This is a genomic window from Solidesulfovibrio sp. DCME (assembly GCF_049995385.1).
Taxonomy (GTDB): domain Bacteria; phylum Desulfobacterota; class Desulfovibrionia; order Desulfovibrionales; family Desulfovibrionaceae; genus Solidesulfovibrio.
On record NZ_CP188261.1, the window covers coordinates 3,922,853 to 3,946,535 of the forward strand.

The following is a 23,683-nucleotide window of genomic DNA, read 5'->3' on the forward strand; positions in this document are numbered from 1 at the left end:
TGGCGACGCCCGCAGGCCGCATCGCCCCGGAGCGGGGCGTTTCCCCTTTCCGTGCCGCCGCGCCGGCCGACGATTGCCCGCCAGGCAGTTGTGCCTTTCCTCCGCGACCACTTTCTGCTATCTGCCCCGAAACCTTGAGGAGAAACCCATGCGCGTCAAATACCTGATCATCGGCGCCGGCCCCACCGGACTCGGCGCCGCCTGGCGGCTGGCCGAACGCGGTGAACACGATTTCCTTATCCTCGAACGCCACCCCTACGTCGGCGGCCTGTCCGCCAGCTTCACCGATACCGCCGGCTTCACCTGGGACGTGGGCGGCCATGTAGTCTTCTCCCATTATCCGGCCTTCGACCGGTTACTCGACACCCTGCTTGGCGACGACGTCCTGCGCCACGAACGCGAATCCTGGATCCGGGTGGCCGAGACCTTCGTGCCCTACCCCTTCCAGAACAACATCCGGCGCCTGCCACCCGAACTGGCCTGGGAATGCGTGGAAGGGCTGCTCGAAGCCGGCCGCGCCTTCGCCGCCGGCACCGACAAGGCGCCCCCGGCCCATTTCCGGGAATGGGTCGACCGGGTCTTCGGCCCGGGCATCGCCCGGCTGTTCATGGTGCCCTACAACTTCAAGGTCTGGGCCCACCCGGGCGAAATGATGTCGCATCGCTGGATCGGCGAACGCGTCTCGGTGGTGGACGCCGCCCGGGTCATCAAGAACATCATCCTCGGCCGCGACGACGTGGCCTGGGGGCCCAACAACACTTTCAGTTTTCCGCTGCGCGGCGGCACGGGCGAGATCTACCGCCGCCTGGCCGGGCGCTTCGCCGACCGGGTCCGCCTGGCCGCCCCCGTCGCCCGCCTGGACGCGGCGGCCAAAACCGTGCGCACCGCCGACGGCGACACCATCGCCTACGAACACGTCCTGTCCACCATGCCCCTGGACATCCTGGTGCGCGACGTCCTTACCGATCCCACGCCGGCCATGGTCGCGGCGGCCGGCCGGCTCAAGCACAACGGTTCGGCCATCCACGGCCTGGGCTTCGCCGGGGCGCCGCCCGACCCGCGCTGCTGGATGTATTTCCCCGAATCCAACTGCCCGTTCTACCGGGTGACCAATTTCCACAACTATTCCTACAACAACACCCCGGACCCCGACGGACCCCGGCCGCGCAAGCGCGCGCTTATGACCGAGACCAGCTATTCGGCCTACAAGCCCGAGGACCTCGACAATCTCATCCCCCGCACCGTCGATGGCCTGGTCGCCACCACCCTCATCGGGCCCGAGGACCGGGAAAACCTCGTCTCCACCTGGGAAATGCGCGTGGATTACGCCTACCCCATCCCCTGCCTGGAACGCGACGCCGCCCTGGAGGCCATCCAGCCGGCCCTCGAGGCCCGGGGGGTCTTTTCGCGGGGCCGCTTCGGCGGCTGGAAGTACGAGGTCGGCAACATGGACCATTCCTTCATGCAGGGCGTGGAGTGGGCCGAGCACCTGGCCACGGGAGCGCCGGAAACGGTCTACGGCCTGTAGCCGCCCGGCGCGGGGGTCCCCTGGCGCGCGCCGGGGTTGGGGCCTGCCGGAGTTGGGGCCCGTCGGCCACGCCGGCCGACACCCGAGTTGACGCCACCGGCCGTTTCCCGGCCGACGCGCCGGCCGACGCACCGGTTGACGGCGTCGGCCCGATCTGCGACTCAGGCCGGTCAGGGGTTTTCCCCGCCATCCGAAAAGGAGCGCGAACCATCGTGACTGCGACGACGGATACGGCCGTGTACGCGGCCAGACGCGACAAGCTGCGCCAACGGCTTCTGGAATCGGGCCACCGGGCCCTGCTCGTCTCCCACGCCGCCAACCGGTTCTACTTAAGCGGCTTCGAACTGCACGATCCCCAGTGCAACGAGACCGCCGGCTACCTGGTCGTGGACGCGGGCGGCCGCGACGCCCTTTTTACCGACGCCCGCTACCGCGACGCCGCCCTGCGCCTGTGGCCGGCCAAGGACCTGTGCATCTACGGCGCCGGGCGCTACGCCTCCATCGCCGACTTCCTCAAGGACCGGGGCATCACCCGCCTGGGCTTCGAGCCGTCGTCCCTGCCCTTCGACACCCACGGCCGGCTGGCCGAGCACATCGCCATGGTCCCGGTGCACCAGGCCGTGGAACCGCTGCGCCTGCTCAAGGACGCCGACGAGGTCGCCCGGCTGCGCTGCTCGGCCGCCGTCAACCACGCCGTCATGGACCGCCTGCCCGAGGTGCTCGTGCCCGGCCGCACCGAGGCGCAGGCCGCCTGGGAGATCGAAAAGCTTTTTCGCGAACTCGGGGCCAGCGAACTGGCCTTTTCCCCCATCGTGGCCGTGAACGCCAACGCCGCCCTGCCCCATGCCATCCCCGGCCAGACCGTCATCACCGACGGCTGCCTGGTGCTCGTGGACGTGGGCGGCCGGCGCGACGACTACTGTTCGGACCAGACCCGCACGGTGTGGGTGGGCAACAATCCCCCGGACCGTTTCCGCCAGCTCCTCGACCGGGTCCGCCGCGCCCAGGCGGCCGCCCTGTCGGCCCTGCGCCCGGGGCTGACCTTCCGCGAGGCCTACGGCCTGGCCCGGGAGGTCTTTTTGCGCGAGGGCGTGGCCGAACGCTTCACCCACTCCCTGGGCCACGGCATTGGCCTCGAGACCCACGAGGGGCCAAGCCTCAACCCGTCCTCGGACGGCAGCCTGGCCCCGGGCATGGTGGTCACGGTGGAGCCGGGGCTGTACTACCCCGAATGGGGCGGCGCCCGCTGGGAGCATATGGCGCTGATTACCGAAGACGGCTGCCAGACGCTGTGAGACGCCCGCGCCGCCAGCCGCCCTACCGGCCGCCCGCGGCCTCGCAGCGGCTTTACCTGCGCCTGCCGTCGCGCCAGGTGGCCTTGCTCACCTTCCTGCTCGAGGCGCGCGACAATCTGGCCCTGCCCACGGTGGTGGACCGTTTCGCCGCCGTGGTGCGGCTGTTGTACGCGCCGCAGGCGGCCGCGGCGGTGGAGGCGTTTGTGCGCGACTTTGCCGCCGTTTGCCCCGAGGCCCGGATATGCTGGCGCCCTGCCCTTTTTCCTATTGCCAAGACGGAGTGGCTCGACTAATTTCCATTATGCAATGCCCCGGTCCGCGGTTTGGACATCCGCGCCCGCAACCCCAAAATCGGTGGCACGCCCATGTCCCCCCCAGCCCCCTTGCCCCGCATTCTCCTTGTGGACGACAACAGCGACAACCTCTTCCTCATGCAGTTGTTCCTGGGGGGTGAGCCCTATAGCGTGGACGTGGCCCTCAACGGCCGCGAGGCCGTGGACAAGTTCAGGGCCGCTCCCTACGACCTGGTGTTCATGGATCTGGAGATGCCGCTGCTCGACGGCTACGGGGCCACCCGGGCCATCCGGGAACTGGAACAGGAACGGCGCGCCGGCAGTCCGCCCGTGCCCATCCTGGTCCTGACGGCCCATGCCCTGGACGAATTCCGGGCGCGTTGCGAGGCGGCCGGGTGCACGGATTTCCTGGTCAAGCCCGTGCGCAAGAGCGCCGTCCTGGCGGCCGTGGCCCGCTATCTCGGCCAGGCGGCGGCGCCAAGCCAGGCCGCGCCCCCCATCGCCCCCCTGGCGCCGGAAATCGAATTGCTGCGCCCGCTGTTCCCGGTTTTTTTCGCCACCGCCACCGGCACCCTGGACGAGGCGCGCCGGGCCCTGGATCGCGGCGATATGGAAGGGATGCGACGGCAAGGGCACAAGCTCAAGGGCTCGGCCCTGTCCTACGGATTCAACGCCCTGGGCCAGGCGGCCCTGGACATGGAGCGGGCCGGCGAGGACGACGACCCGGCCGCCGCCCGCACAGCCCTCGACCGGGCGGTCGCTATGCTCGACGAAGCCCGGAAGGCCTCTCCCTAGTGTCGCGTCCCCGAAGGGGAGCGGGGCTTTTCAAGGGCGCCGCCGGAGAATGATCCCTTTTCAAGGGACACCACGCACGCCCCGGCGATCAGGTCCCGGGCCCGCCGATGAGGGCGGCGGCCTTGACCAGCAGGGTCTCGGCGTCGAAGGGCTTTTCCAGCACGGCGTCGGCGCCGAAGATGGTGGCGTGGCCGAGCAGGTCCATGCCGATCTTGGCCGAGCCGCCGGAAATCGCCATGACCTTGCAGGACCGGCACTGCTCCCGCAGTTGCTGGAGCACCTCCAGGCCGTCCATTTCCGGCATGAAGATGTCGAGGACCACGAGGTCGGGGGGTTGGTCGGCCAGTTGCCGCATGGCCTGCCGTCCGTCCCCGGCCTCGCGCACGCCGTAGCCCGCGCCTTCCAGGTACAGGCGGATCAGCGCCCGGATGCTCGGGTCGTCGTCAACGACCAGGACGGTTTTCACGCGGGCCTCCGATGCGGTTGCGCGGCGCGAACCGAGAGGGGACGCCGCCTTCTGACAGCCTATAGCCGTCAGGCGGTTTCGCGTCAAGAAAGGCGGCGGCGCGACACGGATCAGGCGAAATCGTACATGTCGAGCAGCCCGCCGTCGCGGCTGATGAGCAGCGGGTCGATCATGCTCTTGCCCCGCGACTGCCCGGTTTCCATGGACAGGATGCGGCCGTCGTAGGCCAGGCCCGTGACGATGGCTTCCTCGCAGTACAGGTCGCTGAAGCGCTCCACGCGCACCGAAAGTTTCTCCGGGTCGAAGGGGCCGGTGCAATCCGGCAGGGAGAAGGCCATCTCGCCCTTGTCCACGGAGCCGAGCAGGCACAGCACCTCGCCCTGGCCGATGCGACCCAGGAAATCGCCCAGGCGCGGCCGTTTCTCCTCGACCTCGAGGCCCGCCGCGGCCACGGTGACCGGCCCGTCGCCCGCGTCCACGGTCAGGGTCAGGCCGTGTTCGTAGCTGGCGCCGGTGCGGTGGTGGAATTTGGGGATGGACAGCCAGCCGTTCCAGGAAAGCCCCAGGTCCTCGGCGTATTTGCCGGCCAGGCGCTCGTCGAAGTAGAGCACGCCCCGGAAGCAGTTGCCGGCGAAATAGGGGGTGTTGTTCTTGCCCCAGCAGTGGCGGTAGATTTTGCGGACGAATTCGCGCGACAGCGACGAGACGACGATCTGGTCGATATCGCCGTGGGTGGTGATGTGTAGGGCCATGGGCAGCGTCTCCCGGGATTGCGGTTTGCCGCGCGATACTATCCTCGGCCGGGCTTTTGGGCAACCGGCCGGCGCGCCTACAACCCGAACAATCGCCTGGCGTTGTCGCCCGTCAGCCGCCAGACGTCGGCCGGGTCGCGGCCGGTCAGCGCGGCCACGCGCAGGCAGGTGAAGGCCAGGAAGGCCGGCTCGTTGCGCTTGCCCCGCCAGGGCTCGGGCGCCAGATACGGCGCGTCCGTCTCCAGAAGCACCCGCGACAGGTCCATCGACGCAACCGCCTCGGCCAGCGCCACGTTCTTGGGGTACGTCACCGGCCCGGGCAGCGACAGGTGCCAGCCCCGCGACAGGATTTCCCCGGCAAGCGTGGCGTCGCCGCCGAAACAGTGCCACACCAGCGGCCGGTCGCGAAACCCCATGTCGTCCAAAACGGCCAACGTGTCGGCCTCGGCCGCCCGGCTGTGGATGACCGCCGGCAGGCCAAGCCCCCGGGCCAGGGCCAACTGCTCCCGGAAAAGCCGCTTTTGCTTCTCGGCCGTCTCCGGGTTCCAGTAGTAGTCGAGCCCGATCTCGCCCACGGCCCGCAGGCGGGCATCGGCCGCGAAGGCCGCATCCATGGCCGCCAGCTCCCCAGGCCCGGCTGTTGCCGCGTCGCAGGGGTGGACACCCAAAAGAAAAAACACCTCCGGCCGCCCGGCGAACTGTTCCCGCCGCGCCACGTAGGCCGCCGGCCCCAGGAACACGTTGCCCACGGCGGCCACGCCGGCCGCCAAGGCCCGGTCCAGGACCGCGTCCACCGTTTCCGCGTCGTATTCCCCCATGTCCAGATGGGCATGGCTCTCGACGCCGACGGGCGGCAGCCCCAGGCTCGCCGGGTCGGGACGCGGCTGCGACTTCTTCTTGGACACCGTCAAAACCCCCTTTCCTTCCCCGCGTTGACGCAACCCTTGCCGCAACGTAGGACAGACAAACACACCAAGGAGCCCATCGCCTTGTTTCCAGGCCTTTTCCCCCCAACCGACACCCTGGCCGACATGGGCCGGCAGACCCTCGACCTGGGCGGCCGCCTCGTCGGCAGCGTCGCCCTCTTTCTGTGCCTGGCGGCCGTGCTGTCGCTGCTGCGCCGCCGGGGGCTGATCAGCCGCCCCCTGGCCGGGCTGCTGCGCTGGCTGGCCGGCCTGGCCCTGCTGTGGCTGGTGCAGAGCGCCCTGCCCGACGCCCTGGCCGAGAAGGCCGACACGGCCCTGACCATCGCCGGCCTGGCCATGACCTTCCTGGCCGCCTGCCAGGCCGTGGACTACCTGTTCTTCAAACTGACCCCGGCCCGCTCGCCGGGCAAACCCGGCCGCCACATCCTCCAGGACCTGCTCAAGTTCTGCGCCCTGGCCGTGCTGGTCGGCTGGGGCCTGCGCCAGCTGACCGACATCCAGCTCGGCTCCATCCTGACCTCGTCGGCCATCCTCACGGCCGTCATCGGCCTGTCCATGCAGGACACCATCGGCAGCCTCTTTTCCGGGCTGCTGCTCCAGGTGGAAAAACCCTTCCAGGAAGGCGACTGGATACGCGCCGGCGACGTCGAGGGCAAGGTGACGGAGGTCACCTGGCGCTATACCAAGGTCGTCACCCTCGACAACAACGAAGTCCTTTTGCCCAACAACGCCGTGGCCAAGGACCGGCTGGTCAACTACGACCGCCCGGCCTCCCACCTGCGCCAGATCCTGGCCGTGCCCGCCCCCCTGGACGCGCCGCCGGTCAAGGTCAAATCGGCCATCCAGACGGCCCTGACCCGGGCCGACGGCGTGCTCAAAACCCCGGCCCCCGTGGCCCGGGTGCAGGAAATCCAGGCCGACCGGGTCGTCTATGCCGTGGTCTACTACATCGGCGCCTTCAACGGCCGCCTGGCCGCCGCCGACGCCGTGCTCTCGGCCGTGTGGTACCAGTTCCTGGAGCGCGGCATCGACATCCCGGCCCCGACGCGCCGGGTTGTCATGGACACCCCCGACCCCGACCGTACCCGGCCCGAAGGCCTGGCCGCCCTGTCCGACGTGGAACTGCTGTCCGGCATGACCGAGGCCGACATGGACATGCTGACCCGGGCCTCGGTGGTGCGCCAGTTCTCGCCGGGCCAGGCCATCATGGCCACGGGCGAGGCCGGCTCCACCATGAGCTTCATCCTGTCCGGCCTTGTGGCCGTGGTCATCGGCGGCAACGAAGTGGCCAGGCTGGCCCCAGGCCAGATCTTCGGCGAAATGGCGCTCCTTACCGGCGAACCCCGCCAGGCCGATGTGCGGGCCGTGGAACCCACCCGCTGCCTGGAGGTGGACCGCGAGGGCTTCCGCATGGTACTGGCCCGCCACCCCGAGATCATCGACCGTGTCCGGGCCATCTTCACCGCCCGCGCCGCCGCCAACCGCAGCGCCGCCGCGCCCGAGGCCGTGGAAGAGGCCACCAACCTTTTCGCCCGCTTCTGCAAGCTTTTTTTATGAACGACTCCCCCAGCCTCACGGGACGCCCCACCCCCGCCGCCCTGGCCCTCGGCTTTTGCGGCACGGCCTTGGCCTGCCTGCTCGCCCGCGACCTGCTGCTCTCCTTTTGCGGCAACGAACCGGCCCTGGCCGCGGCCCTGGCCGTGCTGCCCCTGGCCATGGCCGGCGGTGCCCGCCTGCGCCGCCGGCTCGGCCACACCTGGCATCCGGCCGACCTGCTCGCCCCGGTCCTGGGCCTGCTGGCCCTGGTGTTGCCGCTGTCGCTTCTGGCCCTGCGCGCGGTGCGGCCGTTTCTGGCCCCGCCCGGGCCGCTCCCCGTCGCCGGCCCGGCCCTGGTCGCCGGCTCGGCCCTGGTGGCCTTCCTGCCCCTGGGGCTCGTGGCCGGAACGCTTTTGGCCTTGACCACCGAGGCCGCCGCCCGGTTGCCGGCGCCGCCCCGCCTGCCCCTGGCCGTGGTCGCCACGGCCGGCGCCGCCCTGGGCGCGCTGTTCGTCCAAGGCGTGGCCATCCCCAAGCTGTCGCCGGCCAACGCCGCCCTGGACGCCGCCCTGGGTTGCTGCGTGGCCGGGGTGCTGTGCGCCGCCGGCGCGCCCGACGGGCGGCGCATGGAGACGTGGCTGTCGCTTTTGGCGTTCGTCTTGCTGGTGCCCCTGCCCTTGTCCGGGATCGTGGACGAACGGCTGGCCGCCTTTGCCTGGAGCTGCCCGGTCGAGGCGGTCCCGACCGCGCCCGCAGGATCGGCGGCCGGCCTGGCGGCCGGGCTCGCGGCGGTCCTGTGGTCCGTGGGTCCGGTCCTCGCGGCCGGCCTGGCCTTGCGCGCCTGGGCCGAACGGCAAGGGGCCGACGCGGCCGACCGCCTCCGGCTGGCCGAGGGGATGTGCGACGCGGGCCTGCTCGTCGGGATTTTTTTCGCCTACCGGGCCGTTGGCGGCAACCTCTACGGCTACCTGCCCGCCCTGGTTGCGGCCTATGCCGCCGGGCAAGCCCTGGCCCTGTACCTGCCCTGGCGGCGCGAAAACCGCCCGTCGGCCCTGACTGCCTCCCCTTCCCTTCTGGCCGGCTACGCCCTGGGCTTCGCCCTGCCGGCCCTGCTGGCGCTTTTTTAGTTCTTCCCCTGTCGGGAGGTCCAGGAGGGGGTGACCCCCTCCTGGCCGCCGGAGGCTTCCCCCTTACCCTTTTCCTTCTTCTCCCTCACATCCGAAGCGCCCGGGCGAAACGCCCATGCGGCGGCGAAACTGGCGGGTGAGGTGGCTTTGGTCGCAAAAGCCGGCGGCCAGGGCGGCCTCGGCCAGGCTTGCGCCCGCGCCGATGCGGGCGGCGGCCAGGGCCACCCGGCGCGAAAGCAGGTATTCGCCCGGCGGCAGGCCGAGGTCGCGCCGAAAAAGCCGCTCCAGGCGAAAGGGCCCCACCCCGGCGCCCCGGGCCAGCTCGGCCAGGCGAAACGGCGCGTGCGGGGCGGCGTCGATGGCGGCCTTGGCCGCTGCCGTGGCCGGATGGAAGGTATGCGGCGGCCCGGCCCGCAGGCCCAGGGCTGCGGCCAGCTCGGCCAGGCCGGCCAGGACCGCCTCCCGGCCGGCGGCCAGGTCGTCGACGAGCCGGGATAGCCGCGCGGCCATGGCCGCATCGCGCCAGACGCGGGGCAAAAGGCTCGCGGCCGCCTGTGGGCCGGGGGGCGGCAGCAGGCAAGGTGCCACGGCCAGGGCCAGATACCCCTGGCCACCGGGCTGCAAGGGCGAGCAGGCGTGGGCCAGCCCGGCCGGGATGACGAACCCCTCGCCCGGCCCCACCGTCCAACGCGCGCCGGCGGCCTCGATGCGCCGCCCGCCGCTTTGGCACAGCCCCACCACCAGCCGGGCGTGGGCATGGCGGACGATGCCCGCCGCCACGCCCAGGCCGCGCACGGCCTCAAGGCCCGGCAGTTCCGGGCGGCGGATGACCGTCAGCCGCGCCTGGTCCACGACGCCTCCCCCGGCGCGCCGGCCGCGCCCGGACCGTCATAGCAGGGCCGGGAAGAACTTGGCAAAAACAACCAGCCCCTCCTCCCCGGCCGTGACTTCGTGGGCCAATCCCTTGGGGATGACGGCCGACACCCCCGGCCGATAGGCCACGGCCGCCCCGTCGATGGTGGCCGTGCCCGAGCCGGACACGACCTCGTGCAGTTCCCACTGGCCGTCGTGGACATGGGGCAAAAGGGCCTTTCCCGGCCCGACCCGCACCAGGTGGCAGCTGATGGCCCCGCCGGTATCCTCGCCGCGCAGCAAGTGCTTGAGCGCCACGCCGTCGAAGGCGGGATGGGCGTTCCAGGGAAGCCCGGCGACATCGCGGGCACCCGTCGGGATATGGACCGAGCGGGCGAAGCGGGACAGCGGATCGTTTTCCATGGGCATGACAGACCTCCGCGAAGCATTTCGGCCAGGCTGCCGGGCTTGCGGAAAAAAATCTTGGACGATCTTGCAGTTGCGGCCTTGATCCCCTTTACGTCCCCCGAAGCCCTTGGTAAGGTGGAAGTACTTTTTTTCACAAATCACAGGACACGGGATCCGGCATGCTCATCTCCGACATCATGCGCACCACGCTCATCAAGGTCCGCCCGGAAGCGCCGGTGGGGCACGTGCTCATCTGGTACGGCGGCATGGCCCACGTGTTTCGCAACACCTACGTGGTGGACCACTGCGACCGGCTGCTCGGCGTGGTCACCATCCACACCTTCCTGTCGGTCATCGTGCCGCACTCGGTCACCGAAGAGGCCAAGGCCGGCCGGCTCGACGGCCGCGAGGACCTCCTCGACGCCCTGCGCCGCAACATGGCCGCCATTTCCGAAACCACCGTGGGCAGCCTCATGGATTGCGACCATCCCTTCGCCCATCCCGAGGACCTTTTTGTCATGGCCAGCGAACTGATCGTGGAAAAGGGCGTCACCGCCCTGCCGGTCATCGACCCCAACGGCGTGCTGGTGGGCGAGATCACCCGGCGCATGATCCTGCATTTCCTGGTGCAAAACCTGTAAGGAAGACCGGCCATGAAAATCAGCCTTCCCTTGTGCCTGCTGGCCTTGGCCCTGGCCGCCGGACTGTTCGCCCTGGGCCGGGCCGCCCCGGCCGGGGCGCTTAGCGCCTACCGCGACGCCGTCCAGGCCGCGCCCCAAAGCTGCCTGGGCTGCGGCGGCTGCAACTGCCTCGGCTGCGGCTGCGGTTGATACCGGGCCTGACGCCTTCCACCGGCCGGGGGCTGTGGCGGCAACTGTTTCCGCCACGGCCGCGGTTGCGCTCGGGGAAGGCTAGTCGCCGCCCGGCTCGGTGACGGCGCTTGCGGTGAAGCCGGGCAGGTCGATTGCGCCGGCCGGGCGCTCGCACAGGAGCTCCAGGCGCGGCCCGTCCTCGCGCCCCGGGCGCAGGGCATAGACCCGCCTGGCCCGGTCGGCGAAGTGGTCCACCGGGTGGTGGCTGATGTAGAGCACCTGCAGGCTTAGGCGGTCGGCGATGTCGGCGATCAGGCGCACGAAGCCGGGCACCAGGTCGGGCTTGAGCCAGCAGTCCTGCTCGTCGAGGACCAGAAACGGCCGGTGGCTGGCCGGGTCGAGCTGGCTCAGGGCGATCAGGCGCAAGCCCACGGACAGGATGTTGCACACCGACCCGCCCTGGCCGGTCAGGATGTCCTCGGTGCGGCCGTCCTGCTCCATCTCGAATTCGATGAAAAGCCGGTTGCCCTTGACCTCCCGGCGCGAGACGACCCTGCGGTCCTGGCCGAGGATCTCGCGCACGGCGTGGCTCAAATCCGTCTCGACCTCGTCGAGGACGGCGCCGAACAGTTCGCGGGTCAGCTCCTCGAGTCGGGCGGCCACGCGCGGGGCCATGTCCAAAAAGCCCGAAACCGCGCCCACGGCCTCGCGGCAGGCCAGAAATTCGCGCACCTGGCCCTCGGCCACGCCCGAAAGCCGGTCCAGGCGCCGCGTCAGGTCCCGGCGCGCCCGCGCTGTTTCCTGCCAATCGGGGAGTGGGGACTGTTCCATAACAATACCTTGGGGGGAAGCCTCCGGCGGCCAGGAGGGGGTCACCCCCTCCTGGACTTCCCGGCCGGGGGAGGCCGTTTCCCTTTTCCTGTGCTGCGCCCGCGTTACCCTTCGAATTCGCGTTCCACGGCTTCCAGGTCGCGGCGCACGCCCTGGATGTGTTCGCGATACTCAGCCACAAGCCGCACGTTTTCCTCGCGCAGGCGGGTGAGCAGGGCCGCCAGCTCGGCCGGGTCGGCCGTGCCGTACTCGGCCCTGGCCCGGGCCTCCAGGTCGGCCAGTTGGCGGGCCAGGTTGGCCAGGTCCTGCTCGGCCCGGACCTTGTCGTCGCGCAGGCGTTCGTATTCGGCCTTGAGCCCCTCCAGTTCGCGCTGGGGGCCGGCGTCGGCCGCTTGGGGCTGGGGGCGGTTATTTGTCGGCGGCATGGGTGACCTCCCGGTAGAGCTCCCAGATGACGGCCGTCTCCGGGCTTTCGGGGTTGAGGTTGGCCCGCAGGAATTCCCCGAGCCCGGCCCCCTCGCGGGTGCGCCGCCAGGCCAGCCTGGCCAGTCCCTCCAGGAAGCGCGACGGCTCGGCCGCGGCCTGGGCCTCCTCGGGCGGGAAGTCCTGGTCCGGAAAGACTTCCGCGAAGGGCCGGTGGGGAATGGGCCAGTATTCCAGGTCGGCCGCCCCGGGCCGCCAGACGGCGGCGGCGGGGATGCGCTCCATGGCCCGGCGGCTGAACTTGAGCCGCGTGATGTTGCCCGGGTTGGCCCAGCGGGTGGCGCCGGCCGCGACGGTCGGCTGGGGCCGGTGGATGTGGCCGTTGATCACCCAGTCCAGGCCCGGGATCTCGCGGATCTTGACGTGCTTGTCTAAAAAATCGGGAAAGCCCACGTTGTGGTGGGTCAGCCAGACACTCGCCTCGCCCGGGGCCTTGTCCACCGCCGCCGGCAGGGGCGCGCCGTCGGGCGAGGCGCCAAGGACGGCCGTGCCCGTGGGCGTGGTCAACCGGGCGAAAAGCCCCGGTTCGTCGAGCACCGTGACCACGCCGGCGGCGCGCAGCACGGCCAGGGACGTGTCGGCGGTAAAGCGGGCCTGGTACTTGTCGTGGTTGCCGACCAGGACGAAGGGGCGGTGGGGGCCAAACAGCTCGATGAGCGCCACGATCAGGGCGTTGGGGTTCTCGCGCGGCCAGTGGAAGAGGTCGCCGAGGATCACCGGCACCAGGCGCGTCGCGGCGGCCCGCTCCAGGCAGGCGGCCAGCTTGGCCAGCACGTCGCCCATGTAGGAATCGAGGCGCTGCATGGGCGGCGTGGCGGCCACGTGGGGATCGGGCACAAGCAGCAGCCCGTCGGCCTCGAGGCGTGGCAGGCTCACGGCCGGCCTCCGTCACCGGCGCCGTGGCCGTCTCCGTCGCCCATCTGCCGCCTGGTGCGTGGGTGGCTCACGGCCGGCCCCCGTCGCCGGCGCCGTGGCCGTGTGCCCCGCCGAGAAACGCCTCGGCCGAGAGCGCGCCCCCGCACAGCGGGCACGAACCCAGCTCGCCCAGGCGCGCGGCGATGCGCGCGGAAAGGGCGGCCAGGGCCTCCCCGCGCCGGGCGAGCCCGGCGGCGGCCGTGTCCACGGCTTCCCTGGCGGCGCTCATGGCCGCCAGCAGCCCGGCCAGGGGCAGGGTATCGGGCAGCGGCGGCGGCGCGGCCAGGGGAGCCAGGGCGGCGCTTCTGGCGGCCAGGCGCCCGGTTGCCGCCCGGGCCGCCGCAAGCCGGTCGGCGGCCAGGGCCAGGCGGTCCGTGTCGGCCGGCTGGGGCGGCGCGGCCAGTGCGGCCAGGGCCAGGCGCCGCGCCCCGGCCACGGCCTTGGCCCCGGCCAGGCGCCGGATATCGGCCGCGCGCCGGCCAAGGGACGCGGTATCGGCCAACCCGGGCGGCGCGGCCAAGGGCGCAAGCGCCGCCTGCCTGGCCCCGGCCACGGCCCTTCGCCGGGCAAGCGAGCCCCCCTGGGCCAGGCTGGCGGCCAGGGGGGCCGTGTCGGCGAGCCTTGGCGGCGCGGCCAGCCCGGCGAGGGCCTGGCCGGCCCGCAGGAGCGCCTCCCGGCGCCGCCGGCCGGCCGCCGCCTCGGCCAGATGGCCGGCCAGGGCGGCGAGGCGCCGGTCCGCGGCCTCGAGGTCGGCTTCCATGGCCGCCGCCCGCTCCAGGCGCAGGTCCAGCTCCGGCAGGGGGGCCAGGCGGTCCAGGGTCCGGCCAAGCTCGGCCAGGCGTTTTTCCTGGCGTTTTTTTTCGGTTGTCGCCTTCCTGATCCGATCCGTCAGCAGGTTTTGCATGGCGATCAGGTGGGCCGCTTCGGTTGCGGCGGCGAAAAACCCCGACAGGGCCGAGCCGGGCTTGTCGAGCAAAAAGACCGGCTCGCGCTGGTTGCCGATGTGCACGTCCACCGGCAGGCCGCCCTCGATGGGCACGCTGGCAAGCCCGAGTATCCGGGTGATTTCCTCGGGCGGCGTACGTCCGAACTTGGCGAAGGTTTCGGGTGCGTCGGCGCCGGGGCGCGTCAGTTCGTAGAGGGCGTATTTGGGCCGGCGCACCCAGGTGACGACGGTGCCGTCGTCGAGTTCGGCCGTGACCCGGGCCTCGGCGGCGCCGTGACGGATGACGTGGCGCGGCACGGGGTTTTCGGCCAGGCAGCGCAGGGCCTCGACCACGGCGGACTTGCCGGTGTTGTTGGGGCCGGTGAGGACGGTCAGCCCGGGCGACAGGTCGAGGGTCGTCCGGGCATGGGCCATGAAGTCGGTGAGAATCAATCGGGTGATCGCCACCAGGGCAAAAGATCAGAACCGGCCGCGGAATTCAAGGGCCAAGGCGTCACGGCCGCGGGCCGGGCCGGCCCCATGGCGCTTTACTTTGCCTCCGGACTCCTTAAAAAGGGGGGGTACAGGTCACAGCCAGGAGTACCCGCATGTCCGCCGCCCCAGACCAAACCTGCTTCGCTCCGGCCGAACGGGCCCCGAGCCTCGAAATCGAACAGCACTACGCGATCCTGTCCGAACACGAGATCCCGGTGGTGTTAAATTCCATCCCGGTGATTTCCATGGTGCTCAACCGCTGCCGCCAAGTGGTCTTCGGCAATCGCAAGTTCGCCGACGTCATCGGCGTGGCCGACATCCGTGACGCCCTGGGCAAGCGCCCGGGCGAGGCCTTCCGGTGCGTGCACGCGACCACGGCGCCAGGCGGTTGCGGCACGGGCGAATTCTGCGCCCACTGCGGCGCGGTACGCTCCATCCTGCTCGGGCTGGCCGGCCGGGACAACATCCAGGAATGCAACATCAACCGCGATCACGACGGCAAGGTCGAGGCCCTCGACCTGCGGGTGTCCTCCTCCCCTTTTCTCCTGGACAACGAGCGGTTCCTCATCTTTTCCATCACCGACGTCAGCCACGAAAAGCGTCGCCGCGCCCTGGAGCGCATCTTCTTCCACGACATGCTCAACACCGTGGGCGGCCTGCAAGGGCTCATGGAATTCCTGGCCGAGGAGGTCCCCGGCGACCTGCGCCCCGACGCCCAGCTCATCCACAAGGCCATGGTCCAGCTGACCGACGAGATCACCTACCAGAAACAGTTGCTGGCCGCCGAGACCAACGAGCTGGAAACCAATTTCGTGCCCCTGTCCACCAACGACATTTTGGAGTTGGTGGAGGCCACCTTCCAAAACGCCGAACAGGCCCGGGGCAAGCGCATCGATGTCGTCAACGACTGCCAGGACGTGCTGGTGACCTCCGACCCGGTCCTGCTGCGCCGGGTCCTCGGCAACATGGTCAAGAACGCCCTGGAAGCCACTGGCCCGGGGGGCGTGGTGGCACTGGGCTGCGACGCCGCCACGGCGTCCGTGCGCTTCTGGGTCCGAAACGAGGCCGTCATCCCGCGCAGCGTGCGCATGCGCATCTTCAACCGCTCGTTTTCCACCAAGGGCGTGGGCCGGGGGCTCGGCACCTACAGCATCAAGCTTCTCACCGAGCGCTACCTGGGCGGCACGGTGGATTTCCGCTCCGCGCCCGGGGAAGGGACCACCTTCTGGGTTCACCTGCCCCTGTCCCCGGACGCCTGACCAGGCCACGGGCCTACTTGAGGGCCAGCACCAGCCGGATGCAGGACAGCGGCGCGCCGATGCGCTCCGGCCCGCGTTCCAGGGCCGTGCCCAAGGCGTCGTAGGCCCGCTCCAGCAGGAAGCACTTGAGCAGCAGCAGCCGGTCGCGCCGGGGCGGCAGCACCGGCGAATCGCCCATCTGCGTGGCGTAGGCCCCGAAAAAGGCCCGTGAGGCGGCCTCGGCCCAGGGAAAGGCCCAGTCGCCCAGCCGCCCGGCATCCTCGGGATGGGCGCCCATGAACCGCCCCAGCCCCTCCTCGCACACGGCGTAAAACGAGTAGAACATGCCGGCCACGTCGCGCAGGGCGCAGCGTTTGAGGCGGCGTTCGCCGAGCGTGCGCCCCGGGTCGCCCTCGAAATCCACGATGACGAAGTCCTTGCCCGTAAAAAGGAGCTGCTCCAGGCGGTAGTCGCCGTGGATGCGGATGCGCACCGTGGCCACCGCCCCGCCGAGCAGCCCGGACAGCGCCTCCAGGGACTGGCGTTCGGCGGCGACCAGGGCGGCGGCATCGGGGACAAGCGGCTCGGGCAGCCCGGCCAGGCGCCGGGACAGCGCGGCCGTGGCCCGGCGCACGGCGTTACGGATGGATTGGTAGACCGAGCGCTGGTAGAGCCTGGTGAAGGCTTCCGGCGCAAGCGCCCCCGTCCCCGTGGCCAGGGCCAGGTGCATCTCGGCGGTGCGCCGGCCGAGCAGCCGGGCCATTTCCAGGTAGAAGCCGTCGGCCATGCCGGCCAGGGACCGGGCCAGGTCGCGTTCCCGGGCCAGGGGGCCGCCATCTTCCCCGGCCGGGTCGGTCACGGCCCGGCGCTGCTCGAAATAGCGCTCCAGGTGTTCCAGGGTGAAGGCCCGGGCATCGCGGCCGCCCACGATATATTCCTGGGCCGTGGCCACGACCGTAGGCTCGCCCCGGCCTCTGGGCCGGTATTCGACCAGCCCGGCCAGGCGTGGCACGTGGGAAAAGCCGCCCGGGCCGCGCAGATGGCGCAACAGCTCGGCCTCGGGATGGAGGCCGCTGTCCAGGCCGGCGTAGAACTTGAAAAAAAGCCGGGAACCGTAGGTCATGATGACATTGCTGTGGATGTCCTCGAACATGGCCGCCTCCAGGCCGGCGCCTTGGTCGCAGACGTCCGGGGAAGGGCCGGGTTCGGGCGCCAGGGCCAGGGTGCCCTTGCGGCCGCGCAGCCGCTTGCCCGCCTCCAGGGCCCGGGGCCACCAGTCGCGCAGGGCCGCCAGGGCGAAGCCGCTCACCAGCACGCCCTCGCGCCCGCCGTGCACGACCCGGGCCACCACGGCGGAAGGCTCGTCCCGCACGACCCGGGCGGCCACCTCTCCCGTGGCCAGGGCCAGGACCACCGGCAGCAGCCTGGAATCGCCGCTGCCGCCATGGACCTCCACCAGCAGCAGCCAGGCCAACAGGCCGCGCGGCCCCACCGGGACGGTGTCGAGGATGGTCAGGCGCAGGGTGCCCGGCAACGGCAGGCCGGCCAGGCCCACCCGCCGGGCATGGGCGGGCAGGAGCTCCTCGGCCAAGCGCTTGCGCGCCGCCTGGTGCAGCTCGGCCCGCAGCTCCTGGGCGAAACGCACTTCGGGCAGCGCCGGCGCGGCCAGCGCACCCTGGGCCGACTCGCGCTCCAGGCGCAGCCAGTAGTAGTCGTGCTGCCCCAGCGGCAGCACATAGGACGCCTCGGCCACGGCCGGAAACCGCGTGCCCGAGACCACGTCCACCGGCACCGCGCCGATATGTTCGGCCAGATCCAGGCGGACCACCTGGGAAAACCGCGACAGGTTGACCACGACGAGGATGGTCTCGCCTGCGTAGGCGCGGGTGAAGGCCAGGACCTTGCCGCTATCAAGGCCGACGAAGCGCAGGTCGCCCCGGCCCAGGGCCGGCAGCCGGCGGCGCAGGGCGATCATCCGGCGCATCCACCACAGGAAGGAGAACAGGTTGCCCTCCTGGTTCTCCACGTTGACGGCCTCGTAGTGGTACTGGGGATCGATGACCACGGGCAGGTAGAGGCGCTGGGGATTGGCCTTCGAAAAGCCGGCGTTTTTGTCCGGGCTCCACTGCATGGGCGTGCGCACGCCGTCGCGGTCGCCGAGGCGGAAGTGGTCGCCCATGCCGATCTCGTCGCCGTAGTAGATGATCGGCGTGCCGGGAAAGGAAAAGAGGATGCAGTTGATCAGTTCCATGCGGCGGCGGCTGCCCTGCAAAAGCGGCGCCAGGCGGCGGCGGATGCCCAAATTGATGCGGGCTTCGCGGTCCTTGGCATAGGCCCGGTACATGAAGTCGCGCTCCTCGTCGGAGACCATTTCCAGGGTCAGCTCGTCGTGGTTGCGCAAAAACATGGCCCACTGGCAGTTCGGCGGAATGGCCGGGGTCTGGTCCATGATGTCGAGGACGGGAAACCGGTCCTCCAGCATCAGGGCCATGAAGATGCGCGGCATCAGCGGGAAATGGTAGGCCATGTGGCATTCGTCGCCGTCGCCGAAATAGGCCACGGCGTCCTCGGGCCACTGGTTGGCCTCGGCCAGCAGCAGGCGGTTGGGGAATCGGGCGTCCACATGGGCCCGCAGCGCCTTGAGGAAGGCGTGGGTCTCGGGCAGGTTCTCGCAGTTGGTGCCGTCGCGCTCGTAGAGGTAGGGCACCGCGTCCAGGCGCAGGCCGTCCACGCCGAGCGCCAGCCAAAAATCCATGACCCGCATGATCTCGCGGCGCACGCGCGGGTTGTCGTAGTTGAGGTCGGGCTGGTGAGCGTAGAAGCGGTGCCAGTAGTAGGCCTTGGCCGCGTGGTCGTAGGTCCAGTTGGACCGCTCGAAATCCTTGAAGATGATGCGGGCCTGGCCGTACTTGTCCGGGCTGTCGCTCCAGACGTAATAGTCGCGCCAGGGCGTGCCCGGGGCGGCGGCCCGGGAGCGGGCGAACCAGGGGTGGGCGTCGGAAGTGTGGTTGACCACCAGCTCGGTGATGACCCGCAGGCCGCGGTCGTGGGCCTGGCGCAGGAATTCCTTGAAATCCCTGAGGGTGCCGTAGTCGGGGTGGATGCCGTAATAGTCGGCGATGTCGTAGCCGTCGTCGCGAAGGGGCGAGGGGTAGAAGGGCAACAGCCACAGCGTGTCCACGCCGAGGTCGGCCAGGTAGTCGAGCTTGGACGTCAGGCCGGCGAAATCGCCTATCCCGTCGCCGTTGCCGTCCATGAAGGCCTTGACGTGCACCTCGTAGATGACCGCGTCCTTGTACCACAGCGGATCGGCCGCGGCCGTGCCCGGCGTAACACCCATCGGCGCCCTCCTTGTTGCCTGTTCCTGCCCCCCGTATACGGCTTTTTCCGATTTTTTCCAGCCGGCCTCAACGCGCCACCACGACCACATCCACCCGGGCCGCCCCGGCGAAGCGCAAGGCCCGGGCGGCGGTGTCCACCGTGGCCCCGGTGGTCATGACGTCGTCGACCAAAAGCACCGCCCGGCCGCCGACGATGGCGGGGACGGCGGCGAAGGCCCCGGCGATGTTGGCCTGGCGCTTGGCCCCGGGCAGGCTGCTTTGGGGGGTGGTGTCGCGGATGCGGGCCAGGGCGCTCGAAACGATGGGCCGCCCCAGCCGGGACGCCAGGCCCCGGGAGAGCTCCAGGCTCTGGTTGAAGCCCCGCCAGGCCAGGCGCCGGGGGTGCAGCGGCACGGGCACGAGGATATCCGGCCCGGCCGGGTCCATGGCCCCCTCGCCCTGGCGCGCCGCCGCCCGCAGGTAGGCGTCGGCCAAAAGCCCGGCCAGAAGCCGCCCCTTGGCGATGCCGCCGTGGAACTTAAACGCCAGCACCATCTCCCGCAGCAGCCCCTCGTAGGGCCCGTGAAAAGCGAAGCCGTCCCAGGACCGGCCCTGGCGCAGGCAGTCCGGGCATACGACCGGCGTTGCGGCCGCCTCGAGGCCGAGCCCGCCGCACCGGGGGCAATAGCCGCCCAGGCGCGGGGCCAGGCCCACGGCGCAGCCCGGGCAGATGGGATGGGGATGGCCCTGGTCGGGCAAAAGCCCCGAGCAGGCCTGGCACCGGTCGCACAGCGACAGCAGCCGCCGGCCGAGGAACCGGGCCAGCCGGGCCAGCCGGGTCAGTCGGCCGTCAGGGGCGCGGGCCACGGGCGGCCTCGCCGGCCAGGGCGGCGATGGCGGCCAAGGCGGCGGCGTCGCCGGCCAGGTCGCCCGGCGCGTCCAGGCCCCGCCCCAGCCAGGACGGCCCGAGGGCGCGGCCCAGGGGGCGCAGGAAATACTTGAGCGTCAATAGCGCCCCTTCGAAGAGCCGCTCCCCCCGGGGACGGCCGGCCACGAGCAGGGCATGGGCCGGCCCCGGGGCCACGGGCACGCCCTCGCCGGCCACGGCGTAGCGGCGCTGGGCCCGGTCGATGAAGGCCTTAAACAGCGCCGGCAGGTGGTAGAAATAGATGGGCGCGGCAAAGGCCGCGATGGAGGCCGCCGCGATGGCGTCGAAGAGCGCCTCGGCCGCGTCGCCGTCGCGGTCGAGCGGGCAGCGGTGCCCCGGCCCGGCGCAGGCCCCGCAGCCCCGGCACGGGGCGACCGACGCCTCACGCAGCCGCACCAGGCGCACGGCAATCCCCGCCGCGTCCAGGCCCCGGGCAAAGGCCAGGCCGGCCGTGTCGGAATTGCCCCCGGCCCGGGGGCCGCACAGGAAAACGACCGCCTCACCGGGCCGGGTCACCGGGCGAACTCCGAAAAAAACGGGTTGTGGCGCCGCTCGTCGCCGACGGTGGTGGCCGGGCCATGGCCGCTGTAGACGACCGTGGCCGGCGGCAGGGTGAAGATGGCCTCGCGCACGGAGCGCATGAGGGTGTCGTAGTCGCCGCCGTCGAAGTCCGTGCGGCCGATGGAGCGGTAGAAAAGCAGGTCCCCGACGAAGACCGCCCCGGCCTGGGGGAAATAATAGGACAGGCTGCCCGGGGAATGCCCCGGCGTGGCCAGGACCCGGCAGGGCTGGCCCAGGAAGGTCAGCTCGCCCGGGCCGAGGGTCTCGTAGGCAAACGGGGGCACCAGGGGCAGGCCCATGAACCCGCCCCGGCCGAGCTCCGTTTCGAGCAGGAAGGCGTCGGCCGCCCCGGCGAAAACCGTCGCACCGAAGGCGCGGGCCAGCTCACCCACGCCGTAGAGATGGTCACAGTGCAGGTGGGTGAGCAGCACCGCTTCCAGGGAAAGTTTGTTTTCGGTCACAAACGCCGCAACCGCGGCGGGGTCGCCGCCGACATCCACCGCAATGGCCAAGCCGCCGGCGGTGGCCAGGTAGCAGTTGGTCTCCAGGGGGCCGAGGGGAAACGTCTTGATGTCCATGTCCGTCCTTCCTTGCATACCCAGGCGTGGGGGCTTGCCCGATGGGGTGCCGCTTCTGGGCGGGCGGTGTCAAGCCCCTGTCGCCGCCCAGGCCGCTTGCGCTTGTTTTCCCGCCGGGTCAACGGTACATGAAAGCCCCATGCAGCCAACAATCGCGCCAGCTTCCCAGGCCGGGCCACCCCTGGCCCAAGGCGACCTCATTGCCGCTGAACAGTTCCTGCGGGAAGTCTTTTCCCGTTTCATCGGCTTCAAGACACACAGCCTCTACTTCCCCCGGGCCGCGGACGACCCCGCCGCCGCGGGCTTCGGCGAGGATTTCTCCCAGGCGGTCCACCTGCCGGCCGAGCGCAAGGTGCTCATTCCGCTGGCCGAGGGCGGCCGGCTGCTGGGCGTGTTCGTGGCCCGGGGGGCGAGCGTGACCGCGCCGCGCACGCTGCTGCCGCTTTTGCCGCGGGTCGCCGCCCTGGCCCTGGCCCTGGCCCGGCTGTCCCGGGCCGTGGTCACCGACCCGCTCTCGGGCCTGGCCCGGGGCGAGGAGCTCATCCGAGCCCTTTCCCACGAAATCGAGCTGGTCCAGGACCGCATCCTGCCCGGCTCGTCCAGCCTGGTCGATCCGGGGCTTGCCGGGCCGCGCGGCGGCTTCGGCCTGGCCGTGGTCGACCTCGACTATTTCAGCCGGGTGTCGGGGCAGCACGGGTTTTTGGCCGCCGAGGCCGTTTTGGCCGAGGTCGGGGCGCTTTTCGGCCGGCTATGCCCCCAGCAGGGCCTGGCCGCCCGGCTGCACGACGACCTGTTCGGCTTTTTCCTGCCCGGGGCCTCGGCCGCCCGCTGCCGGGAGACGGCCGAGACTTTCGTGGGCGAGCTTTCGCGCCTGACCTTTCCCGTCGCGGCCACGGGCGAATCCTTTCGCCTAACGGCCAGCGCCGGCTGCGCCGCCTATCCCCAGGACATGCGCGGCGGCCAGTTCGTGGCCCCGCCGGCCGAGCAGGCCCGCATCCTGCTGCGCAAGGCCAAAAAGGCCCTGGCCGTGGCCAAGGACCTGGGCCGCGACCAGGCCATGGCCTACCACCGCATCCTGGCCGAGGGCGGCGTGGTCCTGGAACGGCTGCCCCTGTCGCGGCTGTCGGTGAGCCTGGGCCGTTTCGCCGACGCCGAGCCCGGCCAGCGCTTCCTGGTCTGGTCGCCGCGCAACGAACGCCCCCGCGACATCCGCAAGTCCGACGGCGAACGGCTGTCGGGCCGCTCGCCAACCGTCATCAAGGGCGAGATCGTGCTCATGGATGTGGCCGAGGACATGGCCTTCGCCGAACTGCTCCAGCTCTCCGACCCGCACATGCCCATTGAGCCCGGCGACCGGCTGCTGCTGGCCAGCCAGTCCGGGGACGAAACGGCCCCGGACGGCGCGGCCGCCGCCCCGCCCCGGCGCGACAAGGTGTCCGGGCTCTACGAACACCGCGATTTCCTGCGCCTGGTCGCGGCCGACCGGGAAAAGCACCCCGCCCATGCCCTGGTGCTCGTGCTGCTGCCCGACGGCACCGCCGAACGCCGCCAGGGCCGGCCGGCCGAGGCGGACATGGCCGAGGCGGCCGCCGCCTGCCGGGCCCATTTCGGCCAGGACGCCCTGGGCGGGCGCTTCAGCGCCACCAAGCTCGTCTTCTACCAGCCCGGGCGCCAGGCCGAAAGCCTGCGCCAGGCGGCCGAGGGCGCCCTGGCCGCGCTGACCGACCGCCTGGGCGCGCCGCCGGCCATCGGCCTGGCCGGCTACCCCTGCCTGGACTACTCCCGGGCCGATGTGCCGGAAAACTGCCGCAAGGCCCTGGACCACGCCCTGCTTCTGCCCAAGGGCCCCAAACTGGCCGTGTTCGATTCCCTGTCCCTGACCGTCAGCGGCGACCGGCTCTTCGCCATGGGCGACGTCTACGCCGCCATGGAGGAATACAAGCAGGCCCTGCTCCTCGACGACGCCAACAGCCTGGCCCGCAATTCGCTGGGCATCTGCCTGGCCCGGCTGGGCCGGCTGGAGGCGGCCCGGTCGGAATTCGTCCGGGTCATCGGGGGCGACCCCAAAAACACCATGGCCCTGTACAACCTGGGTTGCGTCTGCCGCCGCCTGTCGGAAACCAAGGACGCCCGGGGCGCCTTCCAGAAATGCCTGCGGGCCGACCCGGGCCACGTCTACAGCCTGTTGCGCCTGGGGCGCATGGCCGAGGAGGACCGGCGCTTCGAAACGGCCCGCAAGTACTACCGCCGGGCCATGGACTGCCAGGACGGCCCCAGGCTCACCCTGCGCCACCTGGCCCGGCTGGCCTTTGCCCGGGGCCGCCTGGACGAGGCCCGGGAACACCTGCACCAGGCCCTGCTCCACGATCACCGGGACGCCTTTTCGCTGCACCTCATGGCCCGCCTGTACCTGGAGGAGGGCCAGGACCCGGCCATCGCCGAGGCCATGGCCCGGCAGGCGGCGGCGCTGCGCCCGGAACGGGCCGAATTCTGGCGGGAGCTGGCCAGGGCCTGTGACGCCCAGGGCAAGGCCGAGGCGGCCCGCGAGGCCCGGGCCCGGGCGGACGGCGTCTGACGGTCACCGGGACGCGGTATAATCGTGTGGACCTGCCGGGCAAA

The 23,683-nt window shown here is 71.1% G+C and carries 23 protein-coding genes; 10 read left to right on the forward strand and 13 right to left on the reverse strand.

Going from position 1 to position 23,683, the window contains the following annotated elements; genetic code table 11:
* Positions 1 to 148: 148 nt before the first annotated feature.
* The 4 genes from ACP59X_RS17355 (at position 149) to ACP59X_RS17370 (ending at position 3,911) form a co-directional block, all read left to right on the forward strand.
* A complete protein-coding gene (locus ACP59X_RS17355) occupies positions 149 to 1,528 on the forward strand; it encodes a protoporphyrinogen/coproporphyrinogen oxidase (protein WP_428560768.1) in 1,380 nt (459 codons plus the stop codon).
* 212 nt (positions 1,529 to 1,740) lie between these two features.
* Positions 1,741 to 2,823, forward strand: coding sequence for a M24 family metallopeptidase (locus tag ACP59X_RS17360; protein WP_428560770.1), 1,083 nt, complete (start codon positions 1,741 to 1,743; stop codon positions 2,821 to 2,823).
* On the forward strand, positions 2,820 to 3,116 hold the full coding sequence (locus tag ACP59X_RS17365) for a DUF4911 domain-containing protein (protein ID WP_428560772.1): 297 nt from the start codon (positions 2,820 to 2,822) through the stop codon (positions 3,114 to 3,116). Before ACP59X_RS17360 ends, ACP59X_RS17365 begins: the two co-directional genes overlap by 4 nt.
* A gap of 72 nt (positions 3,117 to 3,188) precedes the next feature.
* Entirely contained in the window at positions 3,189 to 3,911 is a 723-nt protein-coding gene (locus ACP59X_RS17370) for a response regulator (protein WP_428560774.1), read from the forward strand.
* An 88-nt stretch (positions 3,912 to 3,999) separates the two neighbouring features.
* Here the strand turns inward: ACP59X_RS17370 and ACP59X_RS17375 are convergent, their stop codons facing one another.
* From ACP59X_RS17375 to ACP59X_RS17385, 3 genes are all read right to left on the reverse strand, one after another.
* The gene (locus ACP59X_RS17375) at positions 4,000 to 4,377 is read right to left on the reverse strand and encodes a response regulator transcription factor (protein WP_428560776.1); all 378 of its coding nucleotides are present in this window, start codon (positions 4,375 to 4,377) and stop codon (positions 4,000 to 4,002) included.
* A 110-nt stretch (positions 4,378 to 4,487) separates the two neighbouring features.
* Positions 4,488 to 5,129: a hypothetical protein gene (locus ACP59X_RS17380; protein ID WP_428560778.1), complete on the reverse strand. Its 642-nt coding sequence runs from the start codon at positions 5,127 to 5,129 to the stop codon at positions 4,488 to 4,490.
* Between the two features lie 77 nt (positions 5,130 to 5,206).
* Complete coding sequence (locus ACP59X_RS17385; RefSeq protein ID WP_428560780.1) at positions 5,207 to 6,034, reverse strand: TatD family hydrolase; 828 nt, start codon at positions 6,032 to 6,034, stop codon at positions 5,207 to 5,209.
* 84 nt (positions 6,035 to 6,118) lie between these two features.
* Here ACP59X_RS17385 and ACP59X_RS17390 point away from each other — a divergent pair, with 84 nt between their 5' ends.
* Positions 6,119 to 7,612, forward strand: coding sequence for a cyclic nucleotide-binding domain-containing protein (locus ACP59X_RS17390; protein WP_428560782.1), 1,494 nt, complete (start codon positions 6,119 to 6,121; stop codon positions 7,610 to 7,612).
* On the forward strand, positions 7,609 to 8,718 hold the full coding sequence (locus ACP59X_RS17395; RefSeq protein ID WP_428560784.1) for a hypothetical protein: 1,110 nt from the start codon (positions 7,609 to 7,611) through the stop codon (positions 8,716 to 8,718). Before ACP59X_RS17390 ends, ACP59X_RS17395 begins: the two co-directional genes overlap by 4 nt.
* Before the next feature lie 63 nt (positions 8,719 to 8,781).
* Here ACP59X_RS17395 and ACP59X_RS17400 read toward each other — a convergent pair whose 3' ends face one another.
* A complete protein-coding gene (locus tag ACP59X_RS17400; protein ID WP_428560786.1) occupies positions 8,782 to 9,570 on the reverse strand; it encodes a helix-turn-helix domain-containing protein in 789 nt (262 codons plus the stop codon).
* A gap of 36 nt (positions 9,571 to 9,606) precedes the next feature.
* Positions 9,607 to 9,999, reverse strand: coding sequence for a cupin domain-containing protein (locus ACP59X_RS17405; RefSeq protein ID WP_428560788.1), 393 nt, complete (start codon positions 9,997 to 9,999; stop codon positions 9,607 to 9,609).
* A 158-nt stretch (positions 10,000 to 10,157) separates the two neighbouring features.
* Between ACP59X_RS17405 and ACP59X_RS17410 the strand changes: the two genes are divergently transcribed.
* Positions 10,158 to 10,619 carry a CBS domain-containing protein gene (locus tag ACP59X_RS17410; RefSeq protein ID WP_428560790.1) on the forward strand — a complete coding sequence of 154 codons (462 nt, stop codon included), beginning with the start codon at positions 10,158 to 10,160 and terminating at the stop codon, positions 10,617 to 10,619.
* 12 nt (positions 10,620 to 10,631) lie between these two features.
* Complete coding sequence (locus ACP59X_RS17415) at positions 10,632 to 10,808, forward strand: hypothetical protein (protein ID WP_428560792.1); 177 nt, start codon at positions 10,632 to 10,634, stop codon at positions 10,806 to 10,808.
* An 81-nt stretch (positions 10,809 to 10,889) separates the two neighbouring features.
* Here the strand turns inward: ACP59X_RS17415 and ACP59X_RS17420 are convergent, their stop codons facing one another.
* The 4 genes from ACP59X_RS17420 to ACP59X_RS17435 form a co-directional block, all read right to left on the reverse strand.
* A complete protein-coding gene (locus ACP59X_RS17420) occupies positions 10,890 to 11,621 on the reverse strand; it encodes a hypothetical protein (RefSeq protein ID WP_428560794.1) in 732 nt (243 codons plus the stop codon).
* Positions 11,622 to 11,725: 104 nt separating this feature from the next.
* Complete coding sequence (locus tag ACP59X_RS17425; RefSeq protein WP_428560796.1) at positions 11,726 to 12,046, reverse strand: hypothetical protein; 321 nt, start codon at positions 12,044 to 12,046, stop codon at positions 11,726 to 11,728.
* Positions 12,030 to 12,980, reverse strand: a complete 951-nt coding sequence (locus ACP59X_RS17430; RefSeq protein WP_428560798.1) for a metallophosphoesterase — start codon at positions 12,978 to 12,980, stop codon at positions 12,030 to 12,032. Before ACP59X_RS17430 ends, ACP59X_RS17425 begins: the two co-directional genes overlap by 17 nt.
* Positions 12,981 to 13,047: 67 nt before the next feature.
* Positions 13,048 to 14,397, reverse strand: a complete 1,350-nt coding sequence (locus ACP59X_RS17435) for an AAA family ATPase (protein ID WP_428560801.1) — start codon at positions 14,395 to 14,397, stop codon at positions 13,048 to 13,050.
* A 155-nt stretch (positions 14,398 to 14,552) separates the two neighbouring features.
* Between ACP59X_RS17435 and ACP59X_RS17440 the strand changes: the two genes are divergently transcribed.
* On the forward strand, positions 14,553 to 15,698 hold the full coding sequence (locus ACP59X_RS17440; protein WP_428560804.1) for a sensor histidine kinase: 1,146 nt from the start codon (positions 14,553 to 14,555) through the stop codon (positions 15,696 to 15,698).
* A 13-nt stretch (positions 15,699 to 15,711) separates the two neighbouring features.
* On the opposite strand, the gene treS is transcribed toward ACP59X_RS17440, so the two are convergent.
* The 4 genes from treS to ACP59X_RS17460 all read right to left on the reverse strand — a co-directional run bounded on the left by treS (position 15,712) and on the right by ACP59X_RS17460 (position 21,064).
* A complete protein-coding gene (gene treS, locus ACP59X_RS17445; RefSeq protein WP_428560806.1) occupies positions 15,712 to 19,017 on the reverse strand; it encodes a maltose alpha-D-glucosyltransferase in 3,306 nt (1,101 codons plus the stop codon).
* Between the two features lie 67 nt (positions 19,018 to 19,084).
* Positions 19,085 to 19,864: a ComF family protein gene (locus ACP59X_RS17450; RefSeq protein ID WP_428560808.1), complete on the reverse strand. Its 780-nt coding sequence runs from the start codon at positions 19,862 to 19,864 to the stop codon at positions 19,085 to 19,087.
* Positions 19,848 to 20,441, reverse strand: coding sequence for a flavodoxin family protein (locus ACP59X_RS17455; protein ID WP_428560811.1), 594 nt, complete (start codon positions 20,439 to 20,441; stop codon positions 19,848 to 19,850). The genes ACP59X_RS17450 and ACP59X_RS17455 overlap by 17 nt, the downstream gene beginning before the upstream one ends.
* Positions 20,438 to 21,064, reverse strand: coding sequence for an MBL fold metallo-hydrolase (locus ACP59X_RS17460; RefSeq protein WP_428560813.1), 627 nt, complete (start codon positions 21,062 to 21,064; stop codon positions 20,438 to 20,440). Before ACP59X_RS17460 ends, ACP59X_RS17455 begins: the two co-directional genes overlap by 4 nt.
* Positions 21,065 to 21,203: 139 nt before the next feature.
* Between ACP59X_RS17460 and ACP59X_RS17465 the strand changes: the two genes are divergently transcribed.
* The gene (locus tag ACP59X_RS17465) at positions 21,204 to 23,639 is read left to right on the forward strand and encodes a diguanylate cyclase domain-containing protein (protein ID WP_428560815.1); all 2,436 of its coding nucleotides are present in this window, start codon (positions 21,204 to 21,206) and stop codon (positions 23,637 to 23,639) included.
* The last annotated feature ends 44 nt before the right edge of the window (positions 23,640 to 23,683 follow it).